The 12,074-nt window shown below is 73.0% G+C and carries 13 protein-coding genes and 1 pseudogene; 6 read left to right on the top strand and 8 right to left on the bottom strand.

The genetic code is table 11. The annotated features are described in order from the left end of the window. The first annotated feature begins 92 nt into the window (after positions 1–92). On the top strand, positions 93–1,058 hold the full coding sequence (locus AB0O21_RS01335; RefSeq protein ID WP_365164735.1) for an ATP-binding cassette domain-containing protein: 966 nt from the start codon (positions 93–95) through the stop codon (positions 1,056–1,058). Between the two features lie 58 nt (positions 1,059–1,116). After that, positions 1,117–1,932 (top strand): ABC transporter permease, encoded by an 816-nt coding sequence (locus AB0O21_RS01330; protein ID WP_365164733.1) that lies wholly within the window; start codon positions 1,117–1,119, stop codon positions 1,930–1,932. A gap of 89 nt (positions 1,933–2,021) precedes the next feature. Here the strand turns inward: AB0O21_RS01330 and AB0O21_RS01325 are convergent, their stop codons facing one another. The 3 genes and pseudogenes from AB0O21_RS01325 to AB0O21_RS01315 form a co-directional block, all read right to left on the bottom strand. Continuing rightward, entirely contained in the window at positions 2,022–2,981 is a 960-nt protein-coding gene (locus AB0O21_RS01325; RefSeq protein WP_365164731.1) for a hypothetical protein, read from the bottom strand. 1,471 nt (positions 2,982–4,452) lie between these two features. Then, positions 4,453–5,034, bottom strand: a pseudogene (locus AB0O21_RS01320) (AfsR/SARP family transcriptional regulator); the annotation flags it as partial. 208 nt (positions 5,035–5,242) lie between these two features. Next, positions 5,243–5,878, bottom strand: a complete 636-nt coding sequence (locus tag AB0O21_RS01315; RefSeq protein ID WP_365164729.1) for a TetR/AcrR family transcriptional regulator — start codon at positions 5,876–5,878, stop codon at positions 5,243–5,245. A gap of 128 nt (positions 5,879–6,006) precedes the next feature. On the opposite strand from AB0O21_RS01315, the gene AB0O21_RS01310 reads away from it, so the two are divergent. After that, positions 6,007–6,957 (top strand): alpha/beta hydrolase, encoded by a 951-nt coding sequence (locus tag AB0O21_RS01310; RefSeq protein WP_365164727.1) that lies wholly within the window; start codon positions 6,007–6,009, stop codon positions 6,955–6,957. Here AB0O21_RS01310 and AB0O21_RS01305 read toward each other — a convergent pair. Next, positions 6,954–7,337, bottom strand: coding sequence for a hypothetical protein (locus AB0O21_RS01305; protein WP_365164725.1), 384 nt, complete (start codon positions 7,335–7,337; stop codon positions 6,954–6,956). The genes AB0O21_RS01310 and AB0O21_RS01305 overlap by 4 nt on opposite strands. Before the next feature lie 57 nt (positions 7,338–7,394). Between AB0O21_RS01305 and AB0O21_RS01300 the strand changes: the two genes are divergently transcribed. Then, positions 7,395–8,135, top strand: a complete 741-nt coding sequence (locus AB0O21_RS01300; RefSeq protein ID WP_365165418.1) for a protein phosphatase 2C domain-containing protein — start codon at positions 7,395–7,397, stop codon at positions 8,133–8,135. Between the two features lie 10 nt (positions 8,136–8,145). On the opposite strand, the gene AB0O21_RS01295 is transcribed toward AB0O21_RS01300, so the two are convergent. From AB0O21_RS01295 to AB0O21_RS01285, 3 genes are read right to left on the bottom strand one after another with little or no spacing between them, the layout of a single operon-like run. Beyond that, a complete protein-coding gene (locus AB0O21_RS01295; RefSeq protein ID WP_365164723.1) occupies positions 8,146–8,604 on the bottom strand; it encodes a hypothetical protein in 459 nt (152 codons plus the stop codon). Continuing rightward, positions 8,604–9,116, bottom strand: a complete 513-nt coding sequence (locus tag AB0O21_RS01290) for an RNA polymerase sigma factor (RefSeq protein ID WP_365164721.1) — start codon at positions 9,114–9,116, stop codon at positions 8,604–8,606. Before AB0O21_RS01290 ends, AB0O21_RS01295 begins: the two co-directional genes overlap by 1 nt. Beyond that, the gene (locus AB0O21_RS01285) at positions 9,113–10,462 is read right to left on the bottom strand and encodes an alpha/beta hydrolase (protein WP_365164718.1); all 1,350 of its coding nucleotides are present in this window, start codon (positions 10,460–10,462) and stop codon (positions 9,113–9,115) included. The genes AB0O21_RS01290 and AB0O21_RS01285 overlap by 4 nt, the downstream gene beginning before the upstream one ends. Positions 10,463–10,752: 290 nt before the next feature. Between AB0O21_RS01285 and AB0O21_RS01280 the strand changes: the two genes are divergently transcribed. Together AB0O21_RS01280 and AB0O21_RS01275 are read left to right on the top strand one after the other, a co-directional pair. After that, positions 10,753–10,956, top strand: a complete 204-nt coding sequence (locus AB0O21_RS01280; RefSeq protein WP_073917174.1) for a cold-shock protein — start codon at positions 10,753–10,755, stop codon at positions 10,954–10,956. 113 nt (positions 10,957–11,069) lie between these two features. Beyond that, positions 11,070–11,444 carry a hypothetical protein gene (locus AB0O21_RS01275; protein ID WP_365164716.1) on the top strand — a complete coding sequence of 125 codons (375 nt, stop codon included), beginning with the start codon at positions 11,070–11,072 and terminating at the stop codon, positions 11,442–11,444. Here AB0O21_RS01275 and kdpC read toward each other — a convergent pair. Next, positions 11,438–12,073 (bottom strand): potassium-transporting ATPase subunit KdpC, encoded by a 636-nt coding sequence (kdpC, locus tag AB0O21_RS01270; protein WP_365164714.1) that lies wholly within the window; start codon positions 12,071–12,073, stop codon positions 11,438–11,440. The two genes, AB0O21_RS01275 and kdpC, sit on opposite strands and share 7 nt — an antisense overlap. Position 12,074 lies beyond the last annotated feature (1 nt).

Here is a 12,074-nt window from a genome sequence, read left to right as displayed (position 1 = left end):
CGCTGTCAGCGGGCTGCCCGGGGGCTGTCAGGCGGGCCCGGCATCGTCACGGTCGTCGAGAACGACGAGGACCTGACGAGGAGTGGTTGACCATGGCGTACGCGATCCGGGCCGAGGGACTGGTCAAGAAGTACGGGGACTTCACCGCCCTGGACGGCGTCGACCTGGAGGTCCCGGCCGGCAAGGTCGTCGGCGTCCTGGGCCCCAACGGCGCCGGCAAGACCACCACCGTGCGCATCCTGGCCACGCTGATGCGCCCCGACGCCGGGCACGCCACCATCGGCGGCCACGACGTCGTCAAGGACCCGGTCAAGGTGCGGCAGCTGATCGGGCTGACGGGCCAGTACGCCTCCGTGGACGAGACCCTGTCCGGCCTCGAGAACCTGGTGCTCATCGGGCGGCTGCTCGGGCTGTCCCGGCGCGGTGCGAAGGTGCGGGCCGCCGAGCTCCTGGAGAACTTCTCCCTCACCGACGCGGCCCGCAAGCCGATCGCCACCTTCTCCGGCGGCATGCGGCGGCGGCTGGACCTGGCGGCCTCCCTGGTCGGCCGGCCCGAGGTGCTCTTCCTGGACGAGCCCACCACCGGTCTGGACCCGCACGCCCGGCAGGAAGTCTGGGACGTCGTACGGCGGTTGGTCGCGGACGGCTCCACGGTGCTGCTGACCACCCAGTACCTCGAGGAGGCGGACCAGCTCGCCGACTCCATCACCGTCTTCGACAAGGGCCGCAAGGTCGCCGAGGGCCGGCCCGGTGAGCTCAAGCGCCGCGTCGGCGGCCAGATCCTCCAGGTCCGGCCCACGGTGGCGTCGGACGTGCCGCAGGTCGCCGGGATCCTCACCGAGCTGACCGGACACGCCCCCGCCCAGGACTCCGGGGTGCTCACCGTGCCGGCCGACGACCCGCTGGTCGTCGCCGCGGTCGCCCGCCGCCTGGACGGCGCCGGCATCACCGCCGACGAACTCGGCCTGCGGCTGCCCAGCCTGGACGAGGTCTTCCTCGCCCTGACCGGACACGCCCCCGCCGTCCCCGCCGCCGCCAACCAGCCCGTGGCCGTCTGAGCCTTCGCCTCCCCCGGCTGCCCCGTTCCGCACTGACTTTCCCGAGAGGACCCCCGTCATGAGCACCCAGCCCCTCGCCGCCCGCACCCCGCTCCCCGGCCGCATCGGCCTCGCGCAGACCGGCCGGCACAGCCTCGCCCTCGCCGGCCGCGGCATCACCAAGTTCATGAAGTCGCCGATCCAGCTGGTCGACGTGATCCTCACCCCGATCATCAGCCTGCTGATGTTCATCTACCTCTTCGGGGACGCCATGTCGGGCGGCGACACCGACGGCTACCTGCGGCTCGTCGTCCCCGGCGTCATGGTCATGGCCGTCTTCCAGGCCAGCGTCGGCATCGGCGCCTCGCTCTGCGCGGACGCCAGTACCGGGATCTTCGACCGCTTCCGCAGCATGCCGATCGCCCGCTCCAGCCCGCTGATCGGCGCCGTGCTCGCCGACATCGTCCGCTACGTGATCTGCCTGGGCACCCTGGTCGTCCTCGCCCTGGTCATGGGCTACCGCGTCGAGACCGGCCCGGTCGCCTCGCTCGCCGCGCTCGCCCTGCTCATCGGCTTCGCCCTCAGCTTCTCCTGGATCTCGGTCTACCTCGGCATGCTGATCAAGAACCCGGCCTCCGTGCAGGGCCTGATGACCATCCTGATCCTGCCGCTGACCTTCGCCAGCAACGTCTTCGTCCCCCGGGAGGGCATGGCCGGCTGGCTCCAGGCCTGGTCCGACGTCAACCCCGTCTCCCTGGTGGCCGACGCGGTCCGCGGCCTGCTGAACGGCGGCCCGGTCGCCGGTTCCCTGGCCGGCACCGCCGCCTGGATGGCCGGCGTGATCGTGGTGTTCTTCCCGCTGGCCATGCGCGCCTACCGCAAGAACGCCGGGTGACAGTCCGGTGGTGAGCCCGGCCGGGCGGGGTCCGCACCCACGGGGGTGAGGCGGACCCCGCCCGGCCGTCCACATGACCGCGTGCCCCGTCAGGTCCGCTGCACCGCCCGCAGGGTCTCCGCCTCCAGCCACCGCAGCGCGTCCTCGCGGGAGTACGAGGCCCCGTCCTCGAACGCCTTCTTGAAGCCGTCCTCGCCGACCGCCGCCACGATGCGGTCGACCAGCTCGCGCCACTCCGGCTCGCCCCAGTCGAAGGCGCCGCGCATCACCTGGCTCATGCCGAGGGACTTGGCGCCCTCCTCGGGAGCGCCCTCCCAGGTCAGCAGTCCGCCGAGCAGTTCGGCCACCCAGGCGAGCGCGGCGCCCGCGCCCTGGCCGAACAGGGCGCCGGCCGCCTCGGGCAGCAGGGCCCTGGCCGCCGCGGCGTCCCCCTCGGCGAGACGGTTCTCGATGCGGGTGCTGACGATCAGGTCGCGGGCCAGCTCCCTGAGGGACGGGCGCCGGGCGCTCAGCGCCTCGAGCCGGTCGAGGGTGGCGTCGGACTGCGCCAGGTCGCCGGCCCTGCGGTGCACGTTGGCCAGGCCCACGAGGATGTTGGCCTCCAGGCGCAGCTGTCCGCGCTCGCGGGCCTGCCGGTGCGCGGCGTGCAGGTCCCGGAAGGCGCCCTCCAGGTCGCCGCTGCGGCGGCGTTCGCGGGCGAGCCGGGCCTTGCTGAGGTAGAGGTAGTCCTCGGTGCCGAGTTCGGAGCTGAGTGCCACGGTCCGCTCGAAGGTGGCGATGGCCTGGGGGTATTCGCCGCGCAGGGAGTGGTCGCGGCCGATCGGGAACAGGCTCATCACGAGTCCCCAGCGGTCGCCCACCTCCTCGAAGCCGCGCAGCGCCTCGGACCGGGACCCGGCGCCGGTGACCAGGTCGCCCTGTTCGGTGAGGGCGAAGTCCCGTGCCAGGTGGGCACTGGCCCGGACCCAGGGGTCGGGTGATTCGAGGGGGTCCTGGTGCGCGGCGGAGCCCGGTCCCGACGCGCTCCCGGCGAAGGAGACCTGGGACATCCTCAGGAGCAGGACGGCCGGGTGGAACTCGCGCGGACTCGCCCTCGGCCGGCGCGGGCGCCTGCGCCAGGTGGGTGTCCAGGTGGGTGCTCATCCCCCTGATGCCCCAGTACCAGTACATCGCCCGGGCGAAGCGCGCGGCCAGGTCCCCGTCCCCGGTGTCGGCGACCGAGCGCAGCGCGAGGACGAGGTTGTCGTGTTCGGCGTCGAAGACCTCGATCGCGCGCAGCTGTTCCCTGGTGCGCAGGCGCGGTTCGCACTCCTCCGCGAGGGCCAGGAAGTACGCGGCGAAGCGCCGGGTGACGGCGTCCCCGGACTCGGCCGCGGCGAGCTGCCGCCCCGCGTACGCGCGCACCGTCTCCAGCATCCGGTAGCGCGGCTCGCCCGTCCCTTCGTCGACGGCGGTGACCAGCGACTTCTCGACGAGGGCGTCCAGGACGTACGGAATGTCGGCGGCCGGCAGCGAGTCGTCCGCGCAGACCGCTTCGAGCGCGGTGACGGTCGCGCCGCCCGGGAACACCGACAGCCTGCGGGCGAGGATCCGCTCGGGCTCGTCGAGCAGGTCCCAGCTCCACTCGACGAGCGCGAGCAGGGTGCGCTGGCGGGGCAGGGCGGTGCGGCTGCCCGAGGCGAGGAGGCGGAAGCGGTCGTCGAGGCGGCGCGCGATCTGCTCGACGCTCATCGAGCGGAGCTTCGCCGCAGCCAGTTCGAGGGCGAGCGGCATGCCGTCGAGCCGGCGGCAGACCTCGACCACGGCGTCGAGGGTCGAGTCGTCCAGCGTGAAGTCCGGCCGGACGCCGGCGGCCCGGTCGGTGAAGAGGCGGACGGCGGGCGACTGCGCGGCCTCGGCGGGCTCCGGCGATCCCATCGGGACGTCGAGCGGGCCGAGGTGGCACAGGGCCTCGCCGGTGATGGCGAGGGCCTCGCGGCTGGTGGTGAGGATCCGCAGTTCCGGGAGCTGGTCGAGGAGTTCGGCGGCGAGTTCGGCGGCCGCCTCGACGAGGTGCTCGCAGTTGTCGAGCAGGAGCAGGGCGTCGCCGCTGCCGAAGAGCCCGGCCATGCGCTCGACGGGGGTGGCCCGCTGCCCCGGCCCGGCTTCGTAGAGGCGGCCGTCGGTGGAGCTGAGGGCGCCGAGTACCGCGTCGGCCAGCTGGTCGGGGGCGCTCACACCGGCGAGCGGCACGAACCAGACGCGGCCGCGCGCGTGGGCGCGGTCCCGCGTGGCCGCTTCGAGGGAGAGCCGGGTCTTGCCCGCGCCGCCGGGGCCGACGATGGTGACGAGCCGGCTGTGGGCCAACTGCCCGGCGAGCCCGCTCAGTTCGCCGTCGCGGCCGACGAAGCTGGTGAGCCGGGCCGGGAGCCGGCTCGGGGCGGCCTCGGCCCGCTCGGCCGGGGTCTCCAACTCGCCGCGCAGCAAGGTCAGATGGATCTCGCTCAGCTCGGCCGACGGGTCGACGCCGAGTTCGTCGCCGAGCCGCTCCCGTATCGCCTCGTACACGGCGAGGGCGTCGGACTGCCGTCCGGCGGCGGACAGCGCCCGCATCCGCAGCCCGGCGACCCGCTCGCTGAGCGGCCGTTCGGCGCCGGCCGCTTCGAGGTCGGCCAGCACCTCTCCGTACCGACCGAGGCGCAGCTCGGCATCGCAGCGGTCCTCGGCCGCGGCGGTCCGCAGGTCGTCGAGCCGGGTCGCGACGGGCCCGGCGAAGGGGGCGCCCGGGACGTCGGCGAGCGCCGCACCCCGCCACAGTCCGAGCGCGGCCCCGAACTGTGCTGCCGCCTCGCCGGGCCGCCCGGCCGCGAGTTCCCGCCGGCCCCGGGCGGTCAGGTCCTCGAAGCGGTGTACGTCGACGTCCTCGGGCCGTACCGAGAGCCGGTAGCCGCCCGCCGCGGACTCCACCGTCGCGCACCCGCGCAGCGCCCTGCGCAGCCGGGAGGCCAGTGCCTGCAGCGCGTTGGCCGCGTCGGCGGGCGGCTCCTCCCCCCACAGGCCGTCGACGAGGGAGTCGGCGGACACGGTCCGGCCCTCTTCGAGGGCGAGCCGGGCGAGGAGCATCCGCAGCCGTGCGCCGCCCACCTCCACCGGTGTCCCGTCCTCGGCGTACGCCCGAACCGGTCCCAGCAGCTCCACGCGCAACACGGCGGCCTCCCCCTCCGACCGACCCGGCCCCTACCGTGTCGATCTTGCTTCCAACGCCGGGTCAGCATCACCCAACTCATGCCCCTGGTAAAGGGCATTCGGCGCCGGACGGCCCCGCGCCCGGTCAGGCCCGGCCCATCCCGTTCGCGGGCGTCTCACCGTTCGAGAAGATCCGGTCGAGGTGGTGCCGGAGCACCGCGATGGCCGACTCGGGGCCGCGCTGGCCGACGAGGATGCTGGTGCCCATCGTCGCCGCCATTGCGAGCAGGCTGATGGCCTCGGTGCGCGCGTCGGCGCCCGGGTCGGCCAGGCCGGCCGCCTGGGCCCCTTCGATCAGGCCGGTCAGGGCGTTCTCGGCGGCGTCGGGGTTGTCGATGAAGGGCTGGGCGGCGAGCGCCTCGTCGGTCACGGAGAGGATCGAGTAGGAGCTGTAGAGGAGGTGGAAGGTGCGGCTCTCCCCGTCGGTGGGGAGGGAGGCCAGCAGCAGCGCCTCGATGGTCGCGCGCGGGCCCGGGTCGGGTCCGGCGGCGGCGAGGCGGGCGCCGACCCGCGCGGTGAAGCGTGCGGTCAGGTGCTGGAGTCCGTAGAAGAGCAGCTTCTCCTTGGTCTCGAAGTAGTACTGCACCAGCCGGAGCGATACGCCGGCCTCCGCGGCCACGTCGCGCATGCCGACGGCGTGCAGCCCCCGCCGTCCCGCGACCTGGATGAGCGCCTCGGCGATCTGGGCGCGCCGCTCCTCGTGGTCCACACGCTTCGGCATGTTCCGGTGTCTCCGCCCGTCGGTGGTGGGTTCGCGGTCCGTTCCCCGGACCTCTTTATGGTACCGCCATACCAACATCATGGTACGGTCGTATCACGAAGAACGGATGATCTTCCCGGAGGTGCCCCGTGCCCGAGAACACGACCCGTGTGCGCCGCGACGTCGGCCGCTACGTCAACGACGAGCTGCGCGACCGCTACTTCGCCGCCGCCGACGTCCTCTACGCGATGGGGGCGCCCCTGCGCTCCGAGACGGACGTCGAGACCAGCTTCGGCACCACGCACGTCTACCGGTACGGCCCCACGGACCCCGCAGCCGAGTCCCGCACGCCGATCGTCCTGATCCACGGCGCGGGCTACTCCTCCGCCATGTGGTACCCCAACACCCCCGGGCTCAGCCTCGACCGCCCCGTCTACGCCCTCGACACCCCCGGCGACGCGAACCGCAGCGTCCACCGCGAGCCCATGTGGCAGCCCGAGCGGGCCGCCCAGTGGATGGACGAGGCCCTCGACGCGCTCGGCCTCGACCGGGTCCACCTCGTCGGCTCCTCCTACGGCGGCTGGCTGGTGCTCAACCAGGCCCACCGCCGCCCCGGACGGCTCGCCTCGGTCACCGCCCTCGACCCCGGCGGCCTGGAGAAGGTCGGCCTGCGCTTCTTCGCCTGGGTCTTCATCAGCCTGTTCGCCACCTTCGCTCCCAAGGCGCTGCGCCCCCGGCTCGCCAAGTGGCTGGACCAGCCGGTCATCGCCGTTCCCGAGATGCGCAAGTGGATCCAGCTCGGCGCCCGCGCGTACCGGATCCGCCGCCCCGCACCCCTGCCGCTGGCCGAGGACGCGCTGCGGTCCATCCGGACCCCGCTCTACGTGATCATGGGCAAGCACAGCCTGCTCGTGCACCCGAAGCGCCAGCTGGAACGCGTACCGCGCCTCGTCGCCGGGGCCCGCGCCGAGATCATCACCGCGACGGGCCACGGACCGCAGATCGACCACCCGGACGTGGTCAACGCCCGGATGCTGGGCTTCATGGAGGACGCCGACTCCCTCGACCCGGCCACCGCCCAGGGGCCGGCCGCCTCCTAGGGCTCCAGGTGGGCGAAGCCGACCTCGAAGCGCTCGACCGTGATGATCCGCTGCCCCTCGCGCCGGGCGGATTCCGCCCGGATCGCGGCGGCGCGGTCCTCGCTCGCCAGCATGGTCTCCTCGTCCTCCCACAGGGTCAGCGACTTCGCCTTCCCCGAGGCCCGGTCGACGAGGTAGTAGGCGCCCCGGAAGCCGGGGGCGTCGCGGATCTGCTCGACGATCGCCTCCGAATGCGCCGCCACGTCCCCTTCCGCCGGGAGCGGAGATCCCTGGTAGGTGCTGAGCCTCGCGAACATCTCCGGCTTCCCTTCCTGGCCGGGCGGCCCGGCTGGGACGGGCAGCTCCACGACCAGGGTGCTCCGGCGGGCGGCACCGCGCATGCCGAGCGGACAATGGGGGTGAGGAACGCTTCTGCCGAGGAGAGGCGGGACGCCGTGGTGTCGTACGTAGCCGTGACCGCCCTGAGCCATACCGGGCTGGTGCGCGACCACAACGAGGACAGCCTGGTCGTCGGGCCGTGGACGCTGTGCGGGACCGTGACCGAGAGCCCCCAGACCTTCCTGTTCCCGCTCGGCCGCCCCCTGGTCGTCGCGGTCGCCGACGGGCTGGGCGGGCAGCCGGCCGGCGAGGTGGCCAGTGCGCTCGTCGTGCGCCAGCTCGCCTCCCTCGGCCCCTCCCTGGAGGACGAGGAGAGCGTCGGTGACGCGCTGAACCTGTGCAACGGCATGGTGTACTCGGCCGCCGACGGCCGACCCGAGCTGACCTCCATGGGCACCACCGTGGCGGGCACGCTCCTCGTCGGGGAGTCCCTGCTGTCCTTCAACGTCGGCGACAGCCGGGTGTACCACGCGGACAAGGGCGGGCTGCGCCAGGTCAGCGTGGACGACAGCCCGCCGCCGGAGCCGGGACGGCGCACCACCTCCCTCGTCACGCAGGTGCTCGGCGGCAGCCGCGGGTACAGCTCGGTCACCCCCCACATGGCGGCCTTCCCGCTGTCCGGGGACGACCGCTACCTGCTGTGCAGCGACGGGCTGACCGACCCGCTGCCCGACGAGGAGATCGACGGGCTGCTGCGGGTCCACGACGACGGCAAGGCCGCCTTCGAGCTGTGGAAGGCCGCCATCGAGGCCGGCGGCCCCGACAACATCACCCTCGCGCTGGTACGGGTCAACGCGTAGCCCGGGGCCCTCAGAGCTGGTCCGTGAAGCGTTTCAGCGCCCGCGCGCCCAGCGGGGCCAGCAGGGGGCGCAGCGCCCCGTCGACGAGGCGGATGCCCGGGAGCCGCAGGCCGCCGAAGAAGGCGAACCGGGTCCCCTCCCCCTCCGGTACGGCGGCCATCCCGCCGATCACGAAGCGGCTCTGCATCAGGCACCAGCCGGGGCGCAGGACGACGTCGAAGCGCGCCCGCATGCCGAGCGGGCTGCGGGCCCGGGCTTCGAGGCGGTCGCCGTCGGCCTCGGTGACCGTGAAGGCGCTGATGTCGGTGATCAGCATGGGCATCTGCCGCTCCAGGTCGGAGGCGAGCGCCCAGACCCGGTCGAAGGGGGCGTCGATCAGGTGCTCGGCGTACCCCGTGCCGGGTGTGGTGCGGGCGATCACGCGGAGCCTGCGGACGGGGTCGAGTTCGGCGACCGGCCAGGATTCCATCAACGTCCCCACGCCTTCCGGAAGTTGCGACGGGCCCGGAACAGCCGGGTCCGTACGGTGGGTTCGGGCACGCCGAGCAGCGCGCTGACGGAGCGCTCGTCCAGCCCTTCGAGGTCGCGCAGGACCAGTACGGCCCGGTGCGCCGGTGTCAGCCGTTCCAGTACGTCGCGCACGTCGGCGGCGAGCTGCGGATCGTCCCGCGCGGGCACGTCGTCGAGCGGGTCCGGCACGCTCCGGGCCGCCTTGCGGGCGATGCGCACGGCCTCCCGTACGGCGATCACCCGCGCCCACCCGAACAGGGCGGCGGGCTCCCGCAGTTGGCCGAGGCTGCGGAAGATCACGATCAGCGCCTCCTGGGTGGCGTCCGGGCCGTCCTGGAGGGCGATCGGGCCGCAGAGCCGGCCGATGTAGGGGGTGAGCAGGTCCAGCAGCTCCTGGACGGCCATCCGGTCGCCGCGCTGCGCGGCCCGTACGAGCCCGGCCACCGCCTCGGGTTCGGTGGTCGTGGTCACCGGCGGCCGAGCCCCGTCAGGAAGGGGACGACCGTGTCGACGAACGTGTTCCGGCCCGGGGCGGCGAACAGCGGGTCCAGGTGCGTCATGGACTCATTCTCGGCGTACGTCGCCGAGGTGATCCGCGACTGCCCCACCACCCAGCGCGCGGAGGTGTTGACCGTGCCGTGCGTCAGGCCGGTCTGGAAGGAGTACAGCGGTACGTCGATCTCCCGCGTGTGCCGCAGCCGCAGGCCCAGTCCGCGGGCGACGGCCGTGTCGTCGAAGGGGTCGGCGGCCTGGAGGTCCAGGGTGAGGCGGCTGGGCCAGTACCACTGGTAGAGGGCGGGTTCGGGGCTCGCCAGGGCGCGGGCCAGGGTGGCGGGCGGGGTGAACTCGGGGTTGATGCTGATGTCCGGCACCATCGGGTGGGTGGCGTAGAGCCACTCGACCAGGCCCAGGTTGGTCACCGCGGTCCCGTCCGGCGGGCGCAGCCAGGACGGCAGGTGCGCGACGAGCGTCGACGGCCGGTCGGGGGCGGCGTTCGCGTAACCGCCCGCGAGCTGCATGAGGATGGCGTAGGTCTCCGTGCGGCCCATGTTCAGCGCCTCGTCGAAGACCTCGCCGCCTTCGATCCTGGCGCGCCAGGCCTGCGCCTGCTCGGCGGTCAGCCGGTAGGTGACGCCCTCCCCGGCGAACGCGTCGTGCACGCCGGCGTCGAGCAGGACGAGGCCGGACAGGTCGCGGTAGCCGGGGCGGCCGTCGAAGTCCCAGCCGGCGTACGCGAGGGCGATGGTCCCGCCCCAGGAGTGGCCGCCGAGCACCACCCGGCGGCGGCCGCCGTCGCGCGCCGCCGACACGACCTCGCGCAGGTCGGCCAGTTCGAGGGCGAGGCCCCACTCGCCGACGTACGGGACGCTCTGCGGGGTCCGCGACCGGTAGTGCCCGCCGAGGTAGTGGTCGGCGGCGCGGTCCGGCGGGCGGCGGAAGCCGTCGAGGTCGGCGAGGTTCTGCTCCCGGCGGTCGACGGCCCACACCTCGGTGTCGGGCAGCCGGGCGGCCAACTCCCGGGCCACCGGGGCGAGGCTGCCGGCGGCGGCGAACTGTCCCGGCTCCAGGACCAACACCTGGCGCGCCCGGGGGGAGCCCGCCTTCAGCACCCGGATGCGGTCGGCGGCGGCCGGGCCGGGGGCGTCGGCGCCGCGCAGGGAGACGTAGGCCTCCCGCACCCGCACCTCCTCCGCGGGGGCCGCGGCGGCGGGCGCGGCACTCCCGGCGAACACCAGCGCGGCGGCCACCGCGCCGCACCGGCGCTTGACCGCTCCGGTCCGCGCGGCTGTCCACGTACGGATCCACGGGGTTCTCATCGGCTCCTCCTTGACGGCGTCTCAGGAGGGAAGAGGCAGCGGACCGGCCGGACATTCCCCGTGACCTGCGTCACGTGCGGGCAAGAGGGCGCGCCCGCGGCTGCGGGCAGGCGCGTTGCCCCCTTTACCACCGACGGCCCAGTTCATAGGACTTTCACACGCGGATTTTAATTACCGCAGGTGTGGAATTCCTTGACTTCGGATTTCCGCAGCCGCGACCCTCCCCGTGCTAATGTGCCGACATCCGCAATCGCGGCCCAAAGATATTGTGCTTTTGAAGGAGAATTCATATGGCATCTGGCACCGTGAAGTGGTTCAACGCGGAAAAGGGCTTCGGCTTCATCGAGCAGGAGGGTGGCGGCGCCGACGTGTTCGCCCACTACTCGAACATCGCCGCGTCCGGCTTCCGTGAGCTTCAGGAAGGCCAGAAGGTCACCTTCGACGTCACCCAGGGCCAGAAGGGCCCGCAGGCCGAGAACATCGTTCCCGCCTGAAACATCTGAAACACCGGAAACGCCCGCACCACGGCCGGGGACCGCACCATTCGGTGCGGTCCCCGGCCGGTTTGCGCTGCCCGCGCCCCCGAATCCCGCTAGAGTGCCTGGCCATGTCGATTCCTGATGAGCTGCTCATCGATCTCGCCGCGATGGTCGAGTCGGAGCAAACCAATCAGATGTCCCTCACCGTCGTGGTCCACGGCGCCGTCATCACCGGCCGGCTCGCACCGGAGCGCGTCTGGCGCCAGCGCGTCGCGGAAGTCCTCCGGGACTCCGATCAGCTGGGACCGTTCTCCGAGATCTTCAGCGCCCCCGGCGAATCCGACCGCACCGGTTCGCCGCCCTCCCACCTGCACTTCCACGTGGCCCGCATCCTCCAGGGCACGCTGGGCATCCCGGAGACCGGCGGGATGTACCGGATCGCCGTCGGGGACGTCGACGCCTGGACCGTGGGGGACTTCAGGTATTCGGATCAGGATCACTGACCGGTGAGGTCCTTCAGGGCCGTGTTCAGCTCCAGGACGTTGACCCTGGGCTCGCCCATGAACCCGAGCGTGCGGCCTTCGGTGTGCTCGGCGACCAGTTGCCCGACCCGGGCCGGCGGGAGGCCGTTGCGTACGGCCACCCGGTGGACCTGGAGTTCCGCGTAGGCCGGGGAGATGTTCGGGTCCAGGCCGGAGCCGGAGGAGGTGACGGCGTCGGCCGGGACCTGTGAGGCCTCGGGGGCGTAGCCGGGGACGGTGTTGTCGGCCAGCACCTTCGCCTTGGCCTCGTTCACCGCCTTCACCAGGTCCGGGTTGTCGGCGGCCTTGTTGGAGGCGCCGGAGACCAGCAGCTCGTACTGCGTGTTGTTGGTGTTCCGGGCGAGTCCGGCCGAGGGCCGCGGCTGGAACCAGCGCGGGTCGTCACCGTAGGTCTGGCCGATGAGGGCGGAGCCGACGACCCGGCCGCCCTTGTCCTTGACCTCGGAGCCGTTGGCCTTGCCGGCGAAGGCGGCCTGGGCGATGCCGGTGACGGCGAGGGGGTAGAGGACCCCGCACAGGACGGTCAGGACGAGCAGGGCGCGAAGGCCCGCGCCGATCAACCGTACGGTGTTTCCTACAGAGTTGTTCATC

The organism is Streptomyces sp. NPDC091371, from assembly GCF_040684275.1.
Classification (GTDB): domain Bacteria; phylum Actinomycetota; class Actinomycetes; order Streptomycetales; family Streptomycetaceae; genus Streptomyces.
This window is presented reverse-complemented; position numbering and strand designations above follow the sequence as displayed.

What these genes read in the sequence shown, in the direction of transcription:
- AB0O21_RS01335 (WP_365164735.1), top strand. Translation starts at nt 93, where the DNA reads ATGGCGTACGCGATCCGGGCCGAGGGACTGGTCAAGAAGTACGGGGAC.
- AB0O21_RS01330 (WP_365164733.1), top strand. Translation starts at nt 1,117, where the DNA reads ATGAGCACCCAGCCCCTCGCCGCCCGCACCCCGCTCCCCGGCCGCATC.
- AB0O21_RS01325 (WP_365164731.1), bottom strand. Translation starts at nt 2,981, where the DNA reads ATGTCCCAGGTCTCCTTCGCCGGGAGCGCGTCGGGACCGGGCTCCGCC.
- AB0O21_RS01315 (WP_365164729.1), bottom strand. Translation starts at nt 5,878, where the DNA reads ATGCCGAAGCGTGTGGACCACGAGGAGCGGCGCGCCCAGATCGCCGAG.
- AB0O21_RS01305 (WP_365164725.1), bottom strand. Translation starts at nt 7,337, where the DNA reads ATGCGCGGTGCCGCCCGCCGGAGCACCCTGGTCGTGGAGCTGCCCGTC.
- AB0O21_RS01295 (WP_365164723.1), bottom strand. Translation starts at nt 8,604, where the DNA reads ATGGAATCCTGGCCGGTCGCCGAACTCGACCCCGTCCGCAGGCTCCGC.
- AB0O21_RS01285 (WP_365164718.1), bottom strand. Translation starts at nt 10,462, where the DNA reads ATGAGAACCCCGTGGATCCGTACGTGGACAGCCGCGCGGACCGGAGCG.
- AB0O21_RS01280 (WP_073917174.1), top strand. Translation starts at nt 10,753, where the DNA reads ATGGCATCTGGCACCGTGAAGTGGTTCAACGCGGAAAAGGGCTTCGGC.
- AB0O21_RS01275 (WP_365164716.1), top strand. Translation starts at nt 11,070, where the DNA reads ATGTCGATTCCTGATGAGCTGCTCATCGATCTCGCCGCGATGGTCGAG.
- kdpC (WP_365164714.1), bottom strand. Translation starts at nt 12,073, where the DNA reads ATGAACAACTCTGTAGGAAACACCGTACGGTTGATCGGCGCGGGCCTT.